This window comes from Hymenobacter sp. BRD67, from assembly GCF_013256425.1.
In the GTDB taxonomy this organism is placed as follows: domain Bacteria; phylum Bacteroidota; class Bacteroidia; order Cytophagales; family Hymenobacteraceae; genus Hymenobacter.
The window spans coordinates 1,973,616-1,992,847 of sequence record NZ_CP053904.1; the positions used below are offsets into that span (position 1 = coordinate 1,973,616).

The 19,232-nt window shown below is 61.1% G+C and carries 18 protein-coding genes; 8 read left to right on the plus strand and 10 right to left on the minus strand.

The window, feature by feature from the left end; translation table 11 throughout:
• The first annotated feature begins 149 nt into the window (after positions 1-149).
• The 4 genes from GKZ67_RS09135 to GKZ67_RS24540 all read left to right on the plus strand — a co-directional run bounded on the left by GKZ67_RS09135 (position 150) and on the right by GKZ67_RS24540 (position 2,085).
• Complete coding sequence (locus GKZ67_RS09135; RefSeq protein ID WP_254245172.1) at positions 150-521, plus strand: CinA family protein; 372 nt, start codon at positions 150-152, stop codon at positions 519-521.
• Entirely contained in the window at positions 503-703 is a 201-nt protein-coding gene (locus tag GKZ67_RS23350) for a hypothetical protein (protein WP_254245173.1), read from the plus strand. The genes GKZ67_RS09135 and GKZ67_RS23350 overlap by 19 nt, the downstream gene beginning before the upstream one ends.
• Positions 704-775: 72 nt before the next feature.
• Entirely contained in the window at positions 776-1,447 is a 672-nt protein-coding gene (locus tag GKZ67_RS24535) for an amidohydrolase family protein (RefSeq protein ID WP_317172282.1), read from the plus strand.
• Positions 1,345-2,085 carry an amidohydrolase family protein gene (locus GKZ67_RS24540; protein ID WP_317172283.1) on the plus strand — a complete coding sequence of 247 codons (741 nt, stop codon included), beginning with the start codon at positions 1,345-1,347 and terminating at the stop codon, positions 2,083-2,085. The genes GKZ67_RS24535 and GKZ67_RS24540 overlap by 103 nt, the downstream gene beginning before the upstream one ends.
• 62 nt (positions 2,086-2,147) lie before the next feature.
• On the opposite strand, the gene GKZ67_RS25080 is transcribed toward GKZ67_RS24540, so the two are convergent.
• The 5 genes from GKZ67_RS25080 to GKZ67_RS09165 all read right to left on the minus strand — a co-directional run bounded on the left by GKZ67_RS25080 (position 2,148) and on the right by GKZ67_RS09165 (position 8,736).
• Complete coding sequence (locus GKZ67_RS25080) at positions 2,148-2,294, minus strand: peptidylprolyl isomerase (protein ID WP_410505050.1); 147 nt, start codon at positions 2,292-2,294, stop codon at positions 2,148-2,150.
• A 92-nt stretch (positions 2,295-2,386) separates the two neighbouring features.
• Positions 2,387-2,764, minus strand: a complete 378-nt coding sequence (locus tag GKZ67_RS09150) for a peptidylprolyl isomerase (RefSeq protein ID WP_173242023.1) — start codon at positions 2,762-2,764, stop codon at positions 2,387-2,389.
• A gap of 135 nt (positions 2,765-2,899) precedes the next feature.
• Positions 2,900-4,060, minus strand: a complete 1,161-nt coding sequence (locus GKZ67_RS09155) for a zinc dependent phospholipase C family protein (RefSeq protein ID WP_173242024.1) — start codon at positions 4,058-4,060, stop codon at positions 2,900-2,902.
• A 476-nt stretch (positions 4,061-4,536) separates the two neighbouring features.
• Entirely contained in the window at positions 4,537-6,597 is a 2,061-nt protein-coding gene (locus tag GKZ67_RS09160; RefSeq protein WP_173242025.1) for a M13 family metallopeptidase, read from the minus strand.
• Positions 6,598-6,819: 222 nt separating this feature from the next.
• Positions 6,820-8,736: a M13 family metallopeptidase gene (locus GKZ67_RS09165; RefSeq protein ID WP_254245174.1), complete on the minus strand. Its 1,917-nt coding sequence runs from the start codon at positions 8,734-8,736 to the stop codon at positions 6,820-6,822.
• A 348-nt stretch (positions 8,737-9,084) separates the two neighbouring features.
• Between GKZ67_RS09165 and xseA the strand changes: the two genes are divergently transcribed.
• Both xseA and xseB read left to right on the plus strand, forming a co-directional pair.
• Positions 9,085-10,482 carry an exodeoxyribonuclease VII large subunit gene (xseA, locus tag GKZ67_RS09170; protein WP_173242026.1) on the plus strand — a complete coding sequence of 466 codons (1,398 nt, stop codon included), beginning with the start codon at positions 9,085-9,087 and terminating at the stop codon, positions 10,480-10,482.
• Positions 10,483-10,583: 101 nt separating this feature from the next.
• Positions 10,584-10,880: an exodeoxyribonuclease VII small subunit gene (gene xseB, locus GKZ67_RS09175; protein WP_173242027.1), complete on the plus strand. Its 297-nt coding sequence runs from the start codon at positions 10,584-10,586 to the stop codon at positions 10,878-10,880.
• A gap of 250 nt (positions 10,881-11,130) precedes the next feature.
• Here xseB and GKZ67_RS09180 read toward each other — a convergent pair whose 3' ends face one another.
• The 3 genes from GKZ67_RS09180 to GKZ67_RS09190 all read right to left on the minus strand — a co-directional run bounded on the left by GKZ67_RS09180 (position 11,131) and on the right by GKZ67_RS09190 (position 13,258).
• A complete protein-coding gene (locus GKZ67_RS09180; protein WP_173242028.1) occupies positions 11,131-11,730 on the minus strand; it encodes a heme NO-binding domain-containing protein in 600 nt (199 codons plus the stop codon).
• 77 nt (positions 11,731-11,807) lie between these two features.
• Positions 11,808-12,635, minus strand: a complete 828-nt coding sequence (locus GKZ67_RS09185) for an anti-sigma factor domain-containing protein (protein ID WP_173242029.1) — start codon at positions 12,633-12,635, stop codon at positions 11,808-11,810.
• Between the two features lie 62 nt (positions 12,636-12,697).
• Positions 12,698-13,258, minus strand: coding sequence for an RNA polymerase sigma factor (locus GKZ67_RS09190; protein WP_254245175.1), 561 nt, complete (start codon positions 13,256-13,258; stop codon positions 12,698-12,700).
• Positions 13,259-13,493: 235 nt separating this feature from the next.
• Between GKZ67_RS09190 and GKZ67_RS09195 the strand changes: the two genes are divergently transcribed.
• Positions 13,494-14,894 carry an NAD-dependent succinate-semialdehyde dehydrogenase gene (locus GKZ67_RS09195; RefSeq protein WP_173242030.1) on the plus strand — a complete coding sequence of 467 codons (1,401 nt, stop codon included), beginning with the start codon at positions 13,494-13,496 and terminating at the stop codon, positions 14,892-14,894.
• 146 nt (positions 14,895-15,040) lie between these two features.
• On the opposite strand, the gene GKZ67_RS09200 is transcribed toward GKZ67_RS09195, so the two are convergent.
• Positions 15,041-15,808: a YdcF family protein gene (locus tag GKZ67_RS09200; protein WP_173242031.1), complete on the minus strand. Its 768-nt coding sequence runs from the start codon at positions 15,806-15,808 to the stop codon at positions 15,041-15,043.
• A 135-nt stretch (positions 15,809-15,943) separates the two neighbouring features.
• Positions 15,944-17,710, minus strand: a complete 1,767-nt coding sequence (locus tag GKZ67_RS09205) for a DUF885 domain-containing protein (protein WP_173242032.1) — start codon at positions 17,708-17,710, stop codon at positions 15,944-15,946.
• 162 nt (positions 17,711-17,872) lie between these two features.
• Here GKZ67_RS09205 and GKZ67_RS09210 point away from each other — a divergent pair, with 162 nt between their 5' ends.
• Positions 17,873-19,186, plus strand: a complete 1,314-nt coding sequence (locus tag GKZ67_RS09210; protein WP_173242033.1) for a hypothetical protein — start codon at positions 17,873-17,875, stop codon at positions 19,184-19,186.
• Positions 19,187-19,232: the final 46 nt, after the last annotated feature.

Genomic DNA, 19,232 nt, shown 5'->3' on the forward strand with positions numbered 1-19,232 from the left:
AAGCCGGAGCTTACTGCCACAAACGTAGGGGATGGGCTGCGAAAGTGCGGCCGGCAGCTGGCCCTAGCGCAGCAGCCAGCCGAAACATCGGGGCAATATATTGACGTAGTGCCTCTAGTTGCCTTGCCGCTTTTGCCCGAACGCCACTTATGAAACCCACGCCTTTTGTCGCCGACTGCACGCCGCTGGTCAAGCTTTTTCTGCAATACAAGCTCACCCTGGCCCTGGCCGAAAGCTGTACCTGCGGTCTGGTAGCCGCCCAGCTGGCTCCCGCCGAAGGGGTAAGCGACGTGCTGCTGGGCTCGGTGGTTACTTACCACGCTATTGCCAAGCAGAAATTGCTGGGCGTGAGCCCTAAAACTATTGAGCTCTACTCGGCCGAAAGCCAGCAGACGACCAATGAGATGGCGCTGGGCCTGCATCAGCGCCTGCCGCAGGCCGATGTGTGCGTAGCCGTGACCGGCCTGTGCGGTCCCGGCCCTTCGGCCACCCCGACAAGCCGGTGGGCACGGTGTTCGTAACCATACTCATCGACGGGCACGCTCACGAGTACCGGGTGCTGCTAAAAGGCGACGCCAATAGCATGCGCCAGCTGGCCGCCGAGTATATCTACCAGCAGCTCACGGAGCTGCTCAATCGCTTGCAGCCCATGGCCAGGCAAAGCGCGGCCCAGCAGCGCGTAGGCAGTGCGGCCCATAAATAGCCGTAGCCGGCGAAAGCAGCGGAGCGCGTAGCTTGCGGAACATTTACCCACCGCCACGCACGCCCTTTACTTATGCCCAACGCTACCCGTACGCTGCTGCTGCTTACCTCACTGGGCCTGGCCGGCCCGGCTGCTTTCGCCCAAAAAACCCTGCTGCACTGTGGCCACCTGCTCGATGTGCGCAGCGGCCGCCTGCTCAGCCAGCAGACCCTGGTAGTGGAGAAAGACCGGATAACCGCCGTGCAGGCCGGCTACACGGCCGCCGGCAGCTCCCAGGACCACGTTATCAACCTCGAAAACCGCACGGTGCTGCCGGGCCTTATCGACTGCCATGTGCACCTCGAAACGGTGCCGAGCCGCGGCTCCTTTGCCGAGCAGTTTACCCTCAACCCGGCCGATGTTGCGTACCGGGCCGAAGCTAATGCGCTCACTACCCTGCGGGCGGGCTTCACCACGGTGCGCGACTGCGGCGGCTCGGGCGTAAACACAGCCTTGCGCAAGGCCGTGGCGCGGGGGCTCGTACCGGGGCCGCGTATCTACTCGGCGGGGACGGCCATCTCCTCCACGGGCGGGCACATGGACCCGACCGACGGCCTCAGCGAGTATATGATGGAGAAGCTCAACCCCGGCCGGCCGAGGGCGTGGCCAACGGCCCCGACCAGTGCCGGCAGGCCGTGCGGGAACAGTTTCGGCGCGGGGCCGACCTTATCAAAATTGCCAGTACCGGCGGCGTGCTCGACCTAAGCAAGGACGGCAGCGGCGCGCAGTACACGGAGGAGGAAATCAGGGCCATTGTGCAGACCGCCCACGACCTGGGTATGCCGGTGGCCTGCCACGCCCACGGCGCCGAGGGCATCAAGCGGGCTATTAGGGCGGGCGTCACCAGCATCGAGCATGGCTCGCTGATGGATGCCGAGGCTATTCAACTGATGGCTAAAAACCGTACCTGGTACGTGCCCACCATTATTGCCGGCAAGTCGGTAGCCGATACTACGCGGCGGCATCCGGATTACTTTCCGCCCGTTATCGCCGTGAAGGCCCTCAACATCGGCTCGCAGATACAGGCCACCTTCGGGCGGGCTATCAAGCAGAATGTGCGGGTAGCCTTCGGCACCGATGCGGGCGTGTATCGGCACGGCAAAAACGCGCTGGAATTTGGCTACATGACCGAGGCCGGCATGTCGCCCATCGAGGCCATTCGTACGGCCACGGTCAATGCCGCCGAGCTACTGGGCGATGCGCAGAACCTGGGCGCGCTCGAAGTCGGCAAGTATGCCGACGTGGTGGCCGTAGACGGCGACCCCTTACAGGATATCTCGACGCTCACCCGGCCTAAGTTCGTGATGAAGGGCGGCCAGGTGTACCTGGGAGAAGGGAACTAAGCAGGGAAGCCGAGCAGGAGAAATTAGAAACAGTAATTTCTCCTGCTCGGCTCCTTAGTCCACTATTTCAGCACTTCTACCTTCATGGCTACGTCGTTTAACGGCCATTTATCCTGGGGGTCAACCGGCTCGCGGGCGATTTTATCGACTACGTCGAGTCCTTCTATTACTTCGCCAAACACGGTGTACTTGCCATCGAGCGAGGGCACGCCGCCCAGGGTGCCATACGCTTTAACCTGAGCGGGGGTAAGCGGCCGGCCTGCGGCGGCGCGGGCCTGAAAAGGCGTTAGCTTTTGGCCTACTACAAAGTAAAAGTCAGTGTTGGAAGACAGGTGCCCGGGTTTTGCGCGTCGTCGTAGCGGGCCATGCCCAGCGCTCCTTTCACGTGGAAGTGCCGGGGCCGGATTTCGGGCGGCAGGCGGTAGCGGTGCAGCTGAATAGTGCGCGGGCCGCTCGTTTGCCCACCCTGCACGGCAAAGTCCTTGACCACGCGGTTGAATACGGTTTCGTCGAACACGCCCCGCCGGGTAAGCAGCAGAAAATTAGCCTTGTGGATGGGCGTGTCATCATATAGCCTTACCCTAATATTACCCAAGCGGGTTTTCAGCAGCACTTCCGAGCCGGGGTACTGGCGGCCGTAGGCCAGCAGTGCCGCCGGGGCGGTGCTATCAGTAAGCACTGCAATGTCGGGGCCGGGGGCTTGGGTTTGGGCGGCGGGGCCACCGCAGCCGGCTTGTCAGCGGGGCCGCAGGCGGCCAGCAATCCTAACCCCGCAGCCAGCCAGGGCAAACAACGAAACATCATGCGCGCGACCTTAAGGCTTGGTTTTCTGCTTGTCGGTGCCGGCTGGGCCTTTGGTTTTCACCTTTACCTTACTGGCCGGTGCGGCAGCCGGGGCCGGGGCACCAGGCTCGGGCGGGGGGGGCGGCACGGTTTCGCCCTCCGCCGCTTTTATCTCATCGGCAGCCTGCGCTTTCTTCTCGGGCTGGGCTAGCAGCAAATGGTCCTGGAAGAGCGTATTGGCCTTCCAGGCCTTGAGCTGCGTGGCAAGCTGGTCCTTTTCCTCCTTGCCAAGCTTGGCCGACGCCATTATAGTAGCCAAATCGGGCCGGCCAGCTTCCTGCCAGGCCGTTAGCCACATTGAGGCTACCATGGGTGAAGCACCCTTGAGCCGAAAGCCCACCATACCGCCCACTTCCTTCTCATAGGCATCGGCAAAGGCATCGGAATAGCGGCGCTGGGTGCGGCCAAAACGGTGCGAGAAGGTGTATTTGGTCTGGGGCGTAAAGCTTTTGCTCAGCTTGGTTTCAATGTCGTAAGTGGCCGTCAGGAAGCCGTAGCTGTTCTGAATAACGCCCCAGATGGCCGCCAACGGGTCTTTCAGCTCCTTGCCGGCTTCACCATCCAGCTTATATACCGACAGAAATCGCTCGGGCAGTTGGCTTTCCCAGAGTGAATGCAGGCCGGCCTGGCCGGTAAGCTGGCCATCGTAGTTCACAGTGGTGTGCAGTGGCACAAAGGCGTCGGCCGTGTAGTGACTCAGCTCGGCCGAGTACTTGATAATAGCCGTAGTGTCGCGCTGCCGGAAGGCCTCCACCAGCTTCTGCTTGGTATCGAGCACGGTCCAGGGCACAGTACCGTACTTGTTTAGTGTATCGGCCGAGAACTTGGCAGCAGCGTCGTCATAAGCCCGGGGCACCTTGGCAAAAGGATTGTCCTCGGAATAATGGTCCATGTCGATAAAGTGCCGGGGTGCTTCGGCGGGGTCTTGGGCACGGCGCTCATCGGGCACGGTGCTCAGGCGCACCAGCTCGGCCATGTGCCGGAAATAAAATACCTGCATAGCGGCCGGCAGTTCGTACACGGCCACCTGCGTGATGACGCGGTGCCCTACGAAGCCCCAGGCGCGGGCGGCAGGAGCCGCGGAGCCCAGCAGGATGGCCGCCAGGCCCAGGCTGAGAACAATTTTTTTCATAAGCTAAATGCCGGCTGGCTGCCTTGCCGCTGCTTGCCGGCGGGCCGAAGTTCGGGCCGGGCGGCCACATTTCCACTTCCTGCCCGCTCGGGAAGCCGCGACCTGGCTTACTTGTAAGGCCAGCCGGCGGCTCAGCCGAATTTCAGCAGCAGCTGCCCTGCCCTTTTGCCCGCCTATCCTACCGCCTACTGTTACCCTAAACAGACCTGTTAAAAAAGGTTGAGCCAGCGACTTTCTCCGCCCGGCAGCCAGCCATGGCAGCACCTAAACTTTTCTGCACAGCTGAGCGTTAGGTTAATGAAGCCGCAAGGCTTCTGGCTGTAGCGACTGCAAAGCCCGGTTCCCGCAAGGAAGCCGGGCTTTTTCGTGGACTACGCCCAAACTCTACAGCTTTTTGCCCATCCCGAGAATAGCCCACAAAAAAAGCCTGACCAATACGGCCAGGCTTTTCGTCATTTAGTGTATTTGCAAAGACCTTACCAAATGCGCGAGCGGTCCTGGGTGGCGCGCACCATTTTATTGCCTTCTTTGCAGCCAAAGGCCTCGTAGAACTCGGGCATGTTCATGAGTGGGCCATTAGTGCGGTACTGGCCCGGCGAGTGCGGGTCGGTCTGGATTTGCTGGCGCAGCGCCTCCGGGCGCTGGTTGGCGCGCCAGATTTGGGCAAAGCCCAGGAAGAAGCGCTGGTTGGGCGTAAAGCCGTCGATTTTCTGGCCACCCTTGGCTTCAGCCGTTTTCTGGAAAGCCTGGTAGGCGATGGTCAGCCCGCCGATGTCGGCCAGGTTTTCGCCCATCGTCAGGTCGCCGTTTACGTGCACCGAGTCGAGGGGCGAGAAGGCGCTGTACTGCTTGCCTACCATCGCGGCTTTGGCCGAGAATTTCTCGTTGTCCTCCTTGGTCCACCAGTCGCGCAGGTTGCCTTTGGCATCTGAGCGGCGGCCCTGGTCATCAAAGCCGTGGGTCATTTCGTGGCCGATTACCGCCCCGATGCCGCCGTAGTTGACGGCATCATCGGCTTTGGGGTCGTAGAACGGCGGCTGCAGAATACCGGCCGGGAACACGATTTCATTCATGCTCGAATTGTAGTAGGCATTCACCGTGGGCGGGGTCATGCCCCACTCGCCCCGGTCAATCGGCTTGCCAAACTTGCTGGTATTGTCTTTTCCAGCCCACTCGGCCGTAGCAAACAGGTTTTCGAGGGCACTCTGGCGGGTGATTTTCAGCTTGGAATAATCTTTCCACTTATCGGGGTAGCCGATTTTCACCGCGAAGGCATTCAGCTTCTGAATGGCTTCCTTCTTGGTGTCGGCGCTCATCCAGTCGGTAGCCATAATGCGCTCGGCGTAGGCACGGCGTAGGTTCTCAACCATCTCCTTGGCCCGGGCCTTGGCGGCGGGCGAGAAGGCCTCGTCAACATAGAGCTGGCCGAATGCTTCGCCCAGCGCGCCATCGGTGGCGCGCAGCGCCCGCTTCCAGCGCGGCTGCTGCAGCTTGGCACCCGTCAGCACCTGCTGAAAGCGGAAGCTGGCATCACCATAAGCTTTAGGCAGCGCCGACGTGACGCCGCTCACCAGGTGCCAGCGCAGGTACTGCTGCTGGTCGGCAATGGGCGTGTTGGCCATCAGCGTATTGGCGGCCGTCAAGTATTCGGGCTGGCCAATAATAAGGTCCTGCGCGCTGCTGAGGCCGTTTTCTTTCAGCACCAGCGGTATGTCCAGGCTCGGATAATCCTTGGTGGCCTGCGCTACCGTCACCTTGTTGTAATTTTTGAGTCGGTCGCGCAGCTCGACGCGGCTGCGGCTGGCCTGGGCCATTTTGGTTTCGAGCGCCAGTACCGCGTCGGCGTTGGTGGCGGCCAGGCTGGGCGCATCGCCCAGCAGCTGAAACACGCTGGTCATGTAAGCCTTGTAAGCGGCCCGGATACCTTTTGAGCGACCGTCGTCTTTGAGGTAGTAGTCACGGTCGCCGAGGCCGAGGCCGCCTTGGCCCATCGCTACGGCGTACTGCGTGCTGTTTTTGCTGTCCTGACGCACCCCAAAGCTGTACCAGCCCGTACCAAACGACTTGGGGTCGGCCATATACTTCTGAATATCGCTCAGGTTTTTGAGGCCGGCAATCTGGGTGAGGCGCGGCTGCAAATACTTCAGGCCCGCGGCCTCAATGGCGGCTGAGTCCATCGCGGCGGCGTAAAAGTCGCCCACCTTTTGGAGGTTAGAGCCCGGCTTGGCGCTGCGGTCGGCGGCAGCCTTTACCAGGATGCGCTTCTCCACGGCAATGTTGCGGTCCTGCAGCTCGTTGAAGGCTCCCCAGCGGGTTTCAGCGGCGGGCACGGGGTTATTTTTTATCCAGTTGCCGTTGGCATAGTGATAAAAATCCTCGCAGGGGCTCACCGACTGGTCGATGTTGGCAAGGCTGATGCCGACGCCCTGCTGGGGCGGCGAAGTTTTTCTGGCCGGCGGCCCAAAGGCGGTGGTAGCGGCCAGGGTGCCGAGGCCCAGCGTAGCCAGCGCAAACCGCGAGATGGTAGTGGAGGACATGAAAAGGATTGGTTAGGAGAAAAGAGAGAATGCGAAAGTAACGTAGCGTAAATAGATGCAGCAACAGCTTCACAGTTGCATCACAACGAAGTAAAGGCACGAACACCTAAAAAATTCTCAACAAAAAACCCGCTTCCTTTCGGGAGCGGGTTTTTTGTTGCGCAGATACTTGGGCTCGTACTGGTTTTTATAACGAGAACTGCCCGGCCTACGCTGCTTTATTTACCAGATGCGAGCCTGCTCGGCCGTGGGGCGTGCCATCTTGTCGCTGGGCTTGCAGCCAAACGCCTGATAAAACTCGGGCATATTCATGAGCGGGCCGTTGGTGCGGAACTGCGCTGGCGAGTGCGGGTCGGTCTGCACCTGCTGGCGGGCCGCCTCGGGCCGGATGTTGGTGCGCCAAATCTGGCCCCAGGCCAGGAAGAAGCGCTGGTTGGGGGTGAAGCCGTCGATTTTCTGGCCACTCTTAGCTTCGGCCGTTTTCTGGAAAGCCTGGTAGGCGATGGTCAGCCCGCCGATGTCGGCCAGGTTTTCGCCCATCGTCAGCTTGCCGTTTACGTGTACCGAGTCGAGGGGCGAAAACGCGTCGTACTGCTTGCCCACCATGGCAGCCTTGGCATTAAACTTATCGCCGTCTTCTTTGGTCCACCAGTCTCGCAGGTTGCCTTTGGCATCGTACTGCCGGCCCTGGTCATCGAAGCCATGGGTCATTTCGTGGCCAATTACCGCCCCGATGCCGCCGTAGTTGACGGCATCATCGGCTTTGGGGTCGTAGAACGGCGGCTGCAAGATACCGGCCGGGAACACAATCTCATTCATCGGCGGGTTGTAGTAAGCGTTCACCGTGGGCGGGGTCATGCCCCACTCGGTGCGGTCAATCGGCTTGCCAAACTTGCTCAGGTTGTCTTCGGCAGCCCAGGTACGGGCGGCCAGCACATCCTGCAGGTAGCTCTGGCGATTAATAGTCAGCTTGGAATAGTCTTTCCATTTATCAGGGTAGCCGATTTTTACCGTGAAGGCATTCAGCTTCACGAGCGCCTCTTTTTTGGTGGCGGCGCTCATCCAGTCGGTGGCCATAATGCGCTCGGCATAGGCCTTACGCAGGTTCTCAATCATTTCCCTGGCCTTCGCCTTCGCGGCGGGCGAGAAGGCCTTGTCAACATAGAGCTGGCCGAATGCTTCGCCCAGCGCGCCGTCGGTAGCGCGCAGCATGCGCTTCCAGCGCGGCTGCTGCAGCTTGGCGCCGGTCAGCACCTGCGAAAAGCGGAAAGCGTCGTCGCCAAATGCCTTGGGCAGGGCCGAGGCCACGCTGCTCACGAGGTGAAAGCGCAGGTACTCGCGCTGGTCGGCGATGGGCTCGGCGGCCAGCATGGTGCTGACCTCCTTCAGGAACTCGGGCTGCGCCACAATAACCTCCTTGGCTGCCAGGTGGCTTTCCTTCAGCATCAGGGGCAGGTCGATATTCGGGAATTCCTTGGTGGCCTGGGCCACGGTCATTTTATGGTAGTTGGCCTGCGGGTCGCGCAGGTCCACGCGGCTTTTGCTGGCTTTGGCCAAGCGCGTTTCAATGCGCATTACCGTTGCGGCATTGGCTGCGGCAGCGGCATCGCTGTCACCCAGGCGCTTAAAGGTGCTTACCAGGTACGTCTGGTAAGCTGCCCGGATACCTTTCGAGCGGCCATCTTCCTTCAGGTAGTAATCGCGGTCGGGAAGGGTCAGGCCACCCTGATAAAACTGCACCGCATACTGGGTGCTGATTTTCTCATCCTGCCCCACGCCCGAGTTAAACCACACGCTGCCAGTATGGGCCTTGGGGTCGGCCAGAAACTTCTGCATTTCGGGCAGCGTCTTAATCGCCGCAATGCGGTCGAGGTAGGGCTTCAGGTATTTGAGGCCCGCCGCCTCAATGGCGGCCGTGTCCATGGCGGCAGCGTAAAAGTCGCCTACTTTCTGGGCATTCGTGCCGGGTTTTGCCGAGCCGGCATTGCGGGCCAGCTCTTCCAGAATGGCTTTCTGCGTCGCGTTGTTGTGGTCGGCTAGCTCGTTGAAGCTACCCCAGCGGCTTTCGGCGGCCGGCACGGGGTTATTTTTAAGCCAGTTGCCCGAGGCATAGCGGTAAAAATCGTCGCAGGGGCTCACCGAGGTATCTATATTGGCCGGATTGATACCTACGCCTTTGGGGCAGCGGTTTGCGCCAGCGTCGGGGTAGCCGCAGCCAGGCCCAGCGCGGCCACGGCCAGCGCCGCGCTCCGCTGGTAACGGGAGATTGTTGACATGAAAAAGAGAATGTGGATGGGGTTGAGTAGGGAATATGGCCCCGCAAGTTAAGGGCTCAGCAGCATTTGCGCGATGCCTTTCTTCAGCTAAGCTGCCAGAAACTGAAATGGCCCCTAAATGCTTACCAGCACACTCATTGCCTCCGCTGGCGGGCCGCAGAGGTACTTTTACGGTCTGCCGACTTCCGGCCCGCTAACGCCTACCCTACTTATGCCTCTGTATCCGCGCCGTGCCGCTGCCGAGCCTGCCGGTCCGCTCAGCCTGGGCGCCCTGCTTGCCCAGGTGCGGGCTGCCCTGCACCACCGCTTTCCCGACAGCTACTGGGTAGTAGCCGAGGTAGCCGAGATGAGCCGGCCCCGCTACGAGGGCGGCCACTGCTACCTCACCCTCACCGAGCCAGCGGCCGGAGCCGAGGCGCTGGGCTTTACGGCGCAGGCCCGCGCTACCCTCTGGGGCAGCCGCTATCAGCAGCTGGCCCCTGCCTTCGCCGAGGCCACTGGCCAGGAGCTGCGGCCCGGCCTGCGCCTGCTGCTACGGGTAAAAGTGACGTTTCACGAGCAATATGGCTTTTCGCTCGATGTGCTGGCCCTCGACCCCAGCTATACCGTGGGCGAGCTGGCCCGCCAGCGCCTGGCTACGCTACGCCGCCTCCAGGAAAAAGACCTGCTCGAACGCCAGCAGGAGTTGCAACTGCCGCTGGGCCCGCAGCGGCTGGCGGTTATCTCCTCGCCCACTGCCGCCGGCTTTCAGGACTTTGTGCGCCAGCTCGAAGAGGCGCCCTACGACTTTGCCCTCACCCTGTTTCCGGCCCTGATGCAGGGAGAAGACGCGCCCGCCAGCATTCGGGCGGCGCTCGATGCTATCCGGGCCCGGCGGGGGCAGTTTGAGGTGGTCGTGCTCATTCGGGGCGGCGGAGCCAAAACCGACCTGCTGGCGTTCGACGAGTACGGGCTGGCGGCGGCGGTGGCGGCGTTTCCGCTGCCCGTACTGACGGGTATCGGCCACGAGCGCGACGAGGCAGTGGTAGACCTGGTGGCTCACCGCGCCCTAAAAACCCCTACCGCCGTAGCCGCGTTTCTGGTTGAGCGCCTGGGTCGGCTCGAAGCCCTCGTAGCCGAGCTGGCCGACCGCATTGCCGACCGTAGCCACCAGCACCTGGCCCGCTACCAGGCTCACCTCCAGCGCCAGGCCAGCCAGCTGCGCGAGGCAGCTCACCAGCAGCTACGCCAGGCCCAGGCCGCCCTTACCCAGCGCAGCCGCCAGGCTACGCTGGGGCCACGCCAGCACCTGCGCCACCTTGGTCAGCAGCTCGAAAGCTATCGCTACACACTGCCCCGTGCCGCCCGCCATACGCTTGCCCACGAGGAGCAACGCCTGCGCCGCCGCTCGCGCACGGTACTGCGCCGCTTTGCCCGCCACCACCAGCGCCGCCGCGAGCAGCTGATGCGGCAGCGCTATTTAATGCAGCAGGGATTCATAAGGCTAAGTAAAAACCATGAACTAAAAATCATGGGCTATGAGCTGACCGGGCTGAGGCGCGAAAATGTGCTTATTCGTAAATATTTTACCGACAGTCAGTTATCAGCCGCTGCGCTACCCGGAAAATAATGCCTTAAAACTGGCGGCCACGCTAGTTGCCACAGCCGTTTCTTCCGGCCTATTCGCTCTGATTTATTATTTAACTCATCCTTTTTAAGCTCCAACTTCCCGTGACTTACAACCAAGCCATTCAGGAACTAGAAACGATTCTTCGCAGCCTCGAAACCGACCAGGTGGAGGTAGACGACCTGACGGCCCGCGCCGAGCGCTCGGCCGAATTAATTCGCCTCTGCCGCCATAAGCTACGCCATGCCGAGGCTTCGCTCGACCGCATTTTTGACTCGCTCGATGAGGAAGAAGACCCGGATGAGGAGCAGCAAGCCGAGCTTGCCGAGGATGATAGCGACGATGCCGACGACTATGAGCCGGGCGGACCCGGCCGACCCACTTCGCCAAGATTATTTTAATAAATAAATTTGGGCAATAAATTAAAGCACCACCCCTGCTTTCCTCAGCGGAATCGGTGCTTTAATTTATTGACCAAAGTAGCAGCTAGCGCGGATTCTGGGTCAGTATACACATTTTGCCAGACTGGCTCCCCCTCTCCTTTTCGGAGAGGGGGCTGGGGGTGAGGCGAACGCAAGAACAGAACCTGTACACTGACCCATAATTCGCTCTAAGCAGGAACGGATGACCTGCTGCAACGTCCGAAAATAATTATGCCTGAGCAGGATTTCTCCGGACGTGAATCTGCACGCGCTCGCCATTTTCGCTCGTGGTTGGCATTACGTCAATGGTATCGGCTTCGTCGTAATAAGTAGCCAGGCCCCGCACAATGCCCACGGCCAGGCCACCCATGCGGCGCGGCGACACATAATTAATTAATAATTCGTTTTTGGCAATACGCTTTACCTGGAGCACGGGCGGTGAATTTTCGGGATGCTCACGGCGCACCTGACCGTGCATATGCTGCTCCGTATTCTCCAGCATTTCGAGGGTGCGCCAGTCCGGGTTTACATATTTCTGATACATATACATTAAGTCGGGCACGAGGTACTCGCCGAATTTTTCGTGTAGCTCCCCGGCCGGAATACCAGTCAGCTCAGCCGCCTGCCCTACCAGGGCATACATATGCTCGTCGGGATACACTTCCTTGTGGTCAAAATCGCCCGAATTGAGGCCGGCCAGCTCCACCAGCTTCAGCCAGGTGCTATGGTCGTACTGCGTCTGAACGTAGCGTTTGAGGAGTGTAAAAATGGTGCCGTGCATATACTGAATAAAGACTTCGAAGGGATACAACGCGGTGGTCAGCGCCAAAGTTAACAGCGCCCTAAAAATACAAAGCGCCCGCCCCACCACTACTGGCAGAGCGGGCACATTGTATTTTATATTAACTATATATTGCCAATAACCGTCATCGTAGCGAGTGTAGGGCCGACGCTACCACCGACCGGCTCTACCGTCATCGCAAATGCCTGGGCGCTGGCAATATCCTTCATCTGCTGAATGCTATCGCCGGAGGCCGTATTGGCGGCCAGCACGCCGGCATCAACCGGCTTGCCTTTGTCGAGCGCCCACAGCTGGTACTGCTTGCCGGGCGGCAGGGGCGGCAGCTGCTGCACATCAACGTAAACCCGGTGCGCTGTTGCGTTGTACATCACCCTTGCGCGGGCCGTGGGGTGCGCCGGCGTGCCGGCCAGCGCCACCATTTTGTAGCCCACCGGTGAGCGCAGCAGGTGCAGCTGCTCCTGCGTAGTGGTAAGGCGGCGCTCCATTACCTGCGAGGTTTGGGCAAACCGGGCCTGGCTGTTCTGGGCCGCTACCAGGTCGGTATTAGCTTGCTGCCAGCGGCTGTAAAGCAGGGCGTTAGCCCCCAGACTGAGAAGCAGCGCCACCGAGGCAGCCATAGCCCAGACGCTACGACGGGGAGCCTGCGCAACGGGAACAGACGCGACAGCGGCTGGCTGAGGATTAGAGGCCGACACCCGCATGGCAGGTGCAGGAGCGGCAGCGGCGGGTGCCTGGGCATCGGGGCGGCCTATTTCAGCCAGTACCCGGCTGAGCACCTTATCGCGCAGGCCAGCAGGTACTGTCTGCGCATGCGCTTCGGCATACACGCCAAGGCCGGCCAAAAGCTCGTCGAGTTCCTGGCGCACCTGCGGAGAGCGGGCGGCCCACTGCTCCACATCGGCCTGCGCCGCTGGGTCTAGTTCGCCCAGCACATATTGCTCTAGGCGGCCTGATTCGATATAAGACTGATATTCTTCCACGGATGTAACTGGAATTAGCGGATAAGTTTGGCTAGTATCTTCAGAGCCGTGCGGGCCCGGGTTTTCACGGTGCCCAGCGGTAGGTTAAGCTCTTCGGCCGCCTCACTTTGCGTAAAGCCTCCGAAATAGAGTAGGTCGATAACCTGACGCTGCTCGGGCACCAGCTTGCGGGTTATTTCCTGCAAGCCTATGTGCTCGGGGCGAAAAGTGTCCGGGGCGGCCTGGCGCTGTGCTGCCAGGCTATCGTCGAGGCCCTGAGTGCGAGAACCTACGCGGTGCTGACGCGAGCGGATTTTATCAATCGCTAAATTTCGACTAATATTGACCACCCACGTAAACAGCCGGCCCTTGCCGGTATCGTAGCTGGCCATCGAGTGCCAGATTTTGACCAGTGCCTCCTGGAGCACATCGGCGGCTTCTTCCTCATCCTTGACGATGCGGTTGATAACACCGTAGAGCGCCGCCGAGTAGCGGTCGTAAAACTCGGTCATAGCCGACTGGTCGCCGCCCCTGAGGCGCTCGACCAGCGCCGCTTCAGCGACGGTAGGGGTAGAAATGAGAGGGAGGTCGGACACGGAAAAAAGAAAGGCAAAACCGACGGAGCCAGCCGAAGCACTCGGTAACTCACGACGAATGTAGGATATTTTTAGGCTTGACGCTACTTGGCAGCTTATGGTTGAGGTTAATCGGTGAGCCAGCACCTGATAAACCGGCCCGGCTGCGCCGACGTAACCCAATACCGTACTGTACGGTTTGTAAAATGGAGCGGTGAATAGTTTACATTAAAACCCACTGGCTTTCTCCCCCGGTATGGCTATCGAATCTATTAACCCCTATACGGGTCGGCGGCTGCGCCGCTTCGCGGCTTTTTCGTGGCCCAAAACCGAGCGAATACTGGCCCAGGCACATCAGGCCGCCAGCCAATGGCGCTCTACCACTTTTGCCGAACGGGCCAGCGTGCTGCGCCGGGCCGCTACGCTGCTGCGCGAGCGCCAGGACGAATTAGCCTATCTCATGGCCGTGGAAATGGGCAAGCCCCTGCGCGACGGCCGGGCCGAAGCCCAAAAGTGCGCCGCCTGCTGCGACTACTACGCCGAGCACGCCGCAGGCTTCCTGGCCGATGAGGAAGTAAAAACCGATGCCGGACGCAGTTTTATCAGCTACGCGCCGCTGGGCGTGGTGCTGGCCGTGATGCCCTGGAATTTTCCCTTTTGGCAGGTAGTGCGCTTTGCCGCGCCCGCACTCATGGCTGGCAACGTGGGCCTGCTCAAGCACGCCTCCAACGTGCCACAGTGCGCGCTGGCACTGGAAAATATTTTTCATGACGCGGGCCTGCCGCCGGCCGCGTTTCGTACTCTGCTTATCGAAACCGAGCTGGTAGAAAAGCTCATTGCCGACGACCGCCTGCGGGCCGTCACGCTCACTGGCTCGGAGCGGGCCGGCGCGGCCGTAGCAGCGGCAGCGGGCCGGGCTATCAAAAAAACCGTGCTGGAGCTGGGCGGCTCCGACCCCTTTATTGTGCTGGCCGATGCCGACTTGGAACTCGCGGCTAAGACTGCCGCCCAGGCTCGTCTGATAAACGCCGGCCAGAGCTGCATTGCCGCCAAGCGCTTCATCGTGGAAAAAGCCGTGCAGCCGGCCTTCGTCAAGCTGCTTAAAAGCCACCTCGAACAGCTGCGCTACGGCGACCCCCTCAATGAAGAAACTACCGACTATGGCCCGCTGGCCCGCCCCGACCTGGCCGATGAGCTCAGCCGGCAAGTGGCCGACTCGGTGCGGCAGGGCGCGCGGATGGCGCTGGCCGGCGGGCAGCCCCGGCCCGGCACCGCGCAGTTTGCGCCCGTTATCCTGACTAATGTTAAAAAAGGCCAGCGGGCCTATGCCGAGGAATTTTTTGGCCCGGTGGCGCTGGTCCTTACGGCCCGCGACGCGGCCCACGCCGTGGCCCTGGCCAACGATTCGGAGTTCGGCCTTGGGGCCGCCGTCTGGACGCGCAACCCGGCGCAGGGCGAAGCCATTGCCCGCCAACTTGAAAACGGGGCCGTTTTCGTGAATGGCATGGTAAAATCGATGCCGGAGCTACCCTTTGGCGGCGTAAAGAAATCGGGCTACGGCCGCGAGCTTTCCTATCTGGGCATCCGGGAGTTTGTCAATCAGAAATCCATCTGGATTGCCAAAACGGCACAGCTGGCAGCTACGAAAACCGAATAACGAAAACTGGCAGCTTGCTCGCTAGTGCTGCGTCAGGCAAGTTCCTTACCTAATCGTTCTGGTGGGCGCCTCACCCCCGGCCCCTCTCCGAAAAGGAGAGGGGGAGCCAGTCGATTCTTTAGGTAATTATTTTCCCTGACACAGCACTAGCAATAACCAGCGGCCTTATACACGAGCCAGCCGGCCAGCTCGTGCAGCAGCAGGCTCCAGCGGGTGAGAGCATCGGCATCGGGCAGCAGCCAGTAATCGGGCGTCCAGCTGCGGTCGGTGGTGCGAAAATCGGCCGGGAAGGCCTGAGGGTACAGACCTGCTTTGGCAAAACAGCCCAACGCCCGCCGCTCATGAAAGGCCGAGGTTATCAGTACCAGGGACTTGATAGCGGGGTGCCGGGCCAGCAGCTCTTTGGTGAAGAGCGCGTTTTCGCGGGTATTGCGGCTACGCTCTTCCAGCAGCAGCACCGAGTCGGGCACCCCGGCCAGGCGCAGCAGCGTGCGCAGGCCAGCCGCCTCCGTACCAACGGTTTTCAGCACGGCCCCCGAGCCGCCCGAAATAATAATATACCGTACTCGCCCGGCCCGGTACAGCCACAGTGCGTTGGTAAAGCGGTCGGCCCCACGGCTCAGGTAAACCCGGTCGTGGGGCGACTTGTTGCCGGTGGCAATGCCGGTGAGCAGCACCGCCGCATCGGCCGGGGCCACGGCGGCCAGCCCTACCGCCGGCTTTTCCCAGGCCAGCAACGCCTCATTGACCAAGGCATTGCTGGTACCTACTGCCAGCACGACGGCCGCGGCCACCAGCCAGCGCCGCTGAGCCCGGCCACCTGACCGGGCTACCAGCGCGCCCAGCAGCGCCGCCGCCAGCCATACTGTGGGTAATAGTAAAAAATCAAGAAGCTTAGAAAGCAGAAAGAACATGAGCTGCAAAAAAACATACCGGGCCCACAAAGCACCTTAGCTGGCTCGAACCCACGAGCCCCGCGGCAACAAGGTGCTTTGTAGGCTCAGCACGTCTACTCGTAAACCGCGCTAAGCAATGCCTTGGAATTCCGGCTAGCGGCGAAGCATTAGCTGACTGATATATTTGACCGGGGCGCTGCCGTAGCTCAGAAACTGCTCATTGAAGTTCTTGAGATTGAAGCTGCTGCCTTCCTTCTTCTTCATCTCGTCGCGCAGGGCCACAATCTCGGTGTAGCCGGTGAAGTACGAGCTGAGCTGCACCTGGCTCAGGGTGGCGCGGTGCCACTTGTTGCGGGCTTCGGCCTCTTCCTGAAAGCCCGCGCCGGTAAGCAGCGCCACCACGTCTTTCTCGCTGGCGTTCTGGGTCTGGATAAGGTTATCGACCACGGCATTCAGGGTCGAGCGCATGTTCCACTTATCCCACAGCAGCCAGATTTCGTCGGAGTTGCCGCCGTAGCCGCTTTCCAGCATCATGCGCTCCGAATACACGGCCCAGCCTTCAATCATGGCCCCGTTGCCAAAAATACTTTTCACCAGCGAGGGAGAGCGGTTGGCGTACACGAGCTGCGTGTAGTGACCAGGAATGGCCTCATGAATATTCAAAATTTGCAATGTATAATCATTGTACTCCCGCAGGTAGCTTTCGGCCTGGGCGGGCGTCCAGCTGGCGGGCAGCGGCTCCACGTTGTAATAGGTATTGGCTTTGGTATCGTAAGGCCCGGGGGCCGAAACGCTGGCTCCTGCCCCACTGCCGCGCATGTAGAGCGGTGTTTCGCGCACGACCAGCGGCTTGCTGGGGTCCTGGGTCAGCAGCTGATGGTCGTTGACAAACTTGATGAGAGTCGGAATCTGGCGCTTCACGGCGTCCACAAAGCCTTCACGGGGCGCGTGCTTGAGCGTGAGCTGGTCAATCACTTTACGAATCAGCTGCAGCGTATCCTTGGGCATGGGCTGGCCGGCGCAGTACTTGGGGAAGAGCCGCGCGGCGCGCCGGCCCATATCGTGCAGCAGGTCGGCCTTGTGCTGCTGGGCCAGCTGCAGCACCTCAGCGGCCGAGTAGCGCGACTGAATATCGAGGGCAAACTTGCGGGCAAACAGGTCTTTCCCAATGCGAAACGAGCGAAAGCCGCTACCCGTCAGCACGTCCTTCTTCAAGAAGTCGATGTAGCCTTGCACGGCCCGCTGCGCCCCCGCGATACGCTGCTGCAGCAGCTGCTTTTCGGCGTCGCTCAGGCCCGATTTGCGCACCGAGTCGGCCAGGGCCGAGCCGAAGACGGCCAGGCCGCCCTCGTTCTGAGCCACGGCCAGCTCGGCGTGCTCGCGGGTAGGATGGCTGATATTGGCCTTGGCGGCGCCGTAGTAGGCCCCGGCCTGGGAAATTTTATCGGAGATATTGCGCAGCCGGCGGTCGAGCTTATAGTGCCGACCGTTGAGCAGGTCGCCCACGCTGGCGCCCAGGTTGTAGGTTGCCGGGTTCCACTGCCAGTTTTTGAGCGTGTCGGCGTACCAGCGCTCCGACCGCAGCTCATTGGTGAGCAGGTGCAGGTCGATTTGATTATTTGGCGACAGGCTATCGAGGGTAAAGCCCGCAAGCGCCCCCAGGTTTTGGGCCACGAAGGCCGCATCGCGCTTGCGCTGCTCCTCGCTGGGAATGACGAGCAGCGAATCGTATTTATGATAGCCCTGCGACGAGGCGTAATCGGGATTTTGCTTCCATAAATCCAGAATAAACTGGTTTTTGAAGCGGTCGAAGCGCGCATCGGCGGGCGTGGCAGCCGGCTGGCCGGCGGTGGAGTTGGTGGAGGGGCTGGTGCAGGCGGGCAGGGCCAGGGCCAGCAAAGGCAGGTAGCGGAGTTTCATGCAGGGGCAAGTTAGCAGCCAGTGGAGCTTTGTCCGATCACCTGCTTAGTATCCGGCCTGAAAATTGCCACTTAATCTGGCCTACACAGCCGGTTTGTAGTTTTGATTACCGGCCTGGGCTATTTTCCATCCTGTGGCGGGCACCCTGCGCCTGCCTGCTTTTTGTATGACTACTGCCGAATTCAAGCTATTACTCGTTGGGCTGGTCCTGCTACCCGGCGCTGCCTGGGCGCAGGCTACCGCTCCGGTCCCTACCGCTCTTACGCTGCCCGCAGCACCCGCTACTTCTGCCGTCCGCCCCGCCCCGACGACGCCACCGCCCAGGCGCAGGCCACGGTGCTGCTGCTCACGCACCGTGTCGATAGCCTGCGCCAGGCCTACCGCCAGCAGCAGCGGCTCTACAGCGACCTGGGCGGCAAGTTTACGAGCTTCCTGGCCGGCCAGAAGCTGAGCCAGACCACCCGCTTCACGCTGGCCAAGAGCAACGTGCAGGCCACCGCCAACCTGCTGCTGGTGTGCCACAGCCGCCTTACCCAGCTGCGGGCGCTAACCCAGGCCCTGCGCAATGCCAACGAGCAGGCGGCGCTCAGCTCGCCCACCGACAGCAACCCGCTCGGTATCTCGCTGGTGGAATATACCAAAACCCTTGTGGCCAACAAGGCCGTGGATAAGAGCAAAGGCCGCCGCCTCGTCGACCTGGCTGCTCACCTCAGCCAAAGCTCGTACGTAACAGCTATGCCCACGGTGGGCCCCATGCTGAACGCCGTGGGTGAGCTGCTGACCAGCGTGCGGGCCAGTAGCCTGAGCAGCGACGGCTTCACGGCCGAGCAGGTGAAAATCATTGAAAACGGCCTGCGGCCGACGCTCAACTTTTTCTCGGCGCTCGACGCGGCGCGGGCCGATAACCAGGCCTCGCTGCTTACCCTCGACAACGAGCTGAGCGTGTTGCAGCACCAGCTCAGCCAACTGTACCGGCCCTACGCGCAGCTGGTAGCGTACCAGGAAGATATTTCGGCCTACTACACGGCCCCGCCGCCCGGCCAGCCCGCTACCAATACTCTCGACGTGGGCAATATCAGCCATATGAGCAACTACGTGGCGGCCAACCTGGGGGCCCGCTTCGCCTCGCTAGACCAGGCCTTTGCCCGCGCCCAGAACCAGAGCGACATCCTGAATCCCGACGGCTACCTCACGCCGGCCAACAACTCGGCCGAGGCCGCCGTGCAGCTCGCCGCGCAGCTGCAAAGCCTTACCGACCGCCTGCCCGTCATTACCAGTCAGTACAGCGCCGCCATTCGGGCGGCCATCGCGCAGGGGCAGCAGGATGGGCTTATCAAGGCCGACCGCGCCACCAGGGTAATCGCCGACGAGACCCGCCGCGCCAAGGAAGCCGCCGAAACCTACCAGCAGGCGCGGGCCTCGGAGCGGTTTGGCGAGGCGCTGGCCAACGTGAAGCCGCTGTTTAAGCTGTATTAGGACAGTAGCGTGGACTCTGCGAGTCCGCGCGTGGTATCTATTGACT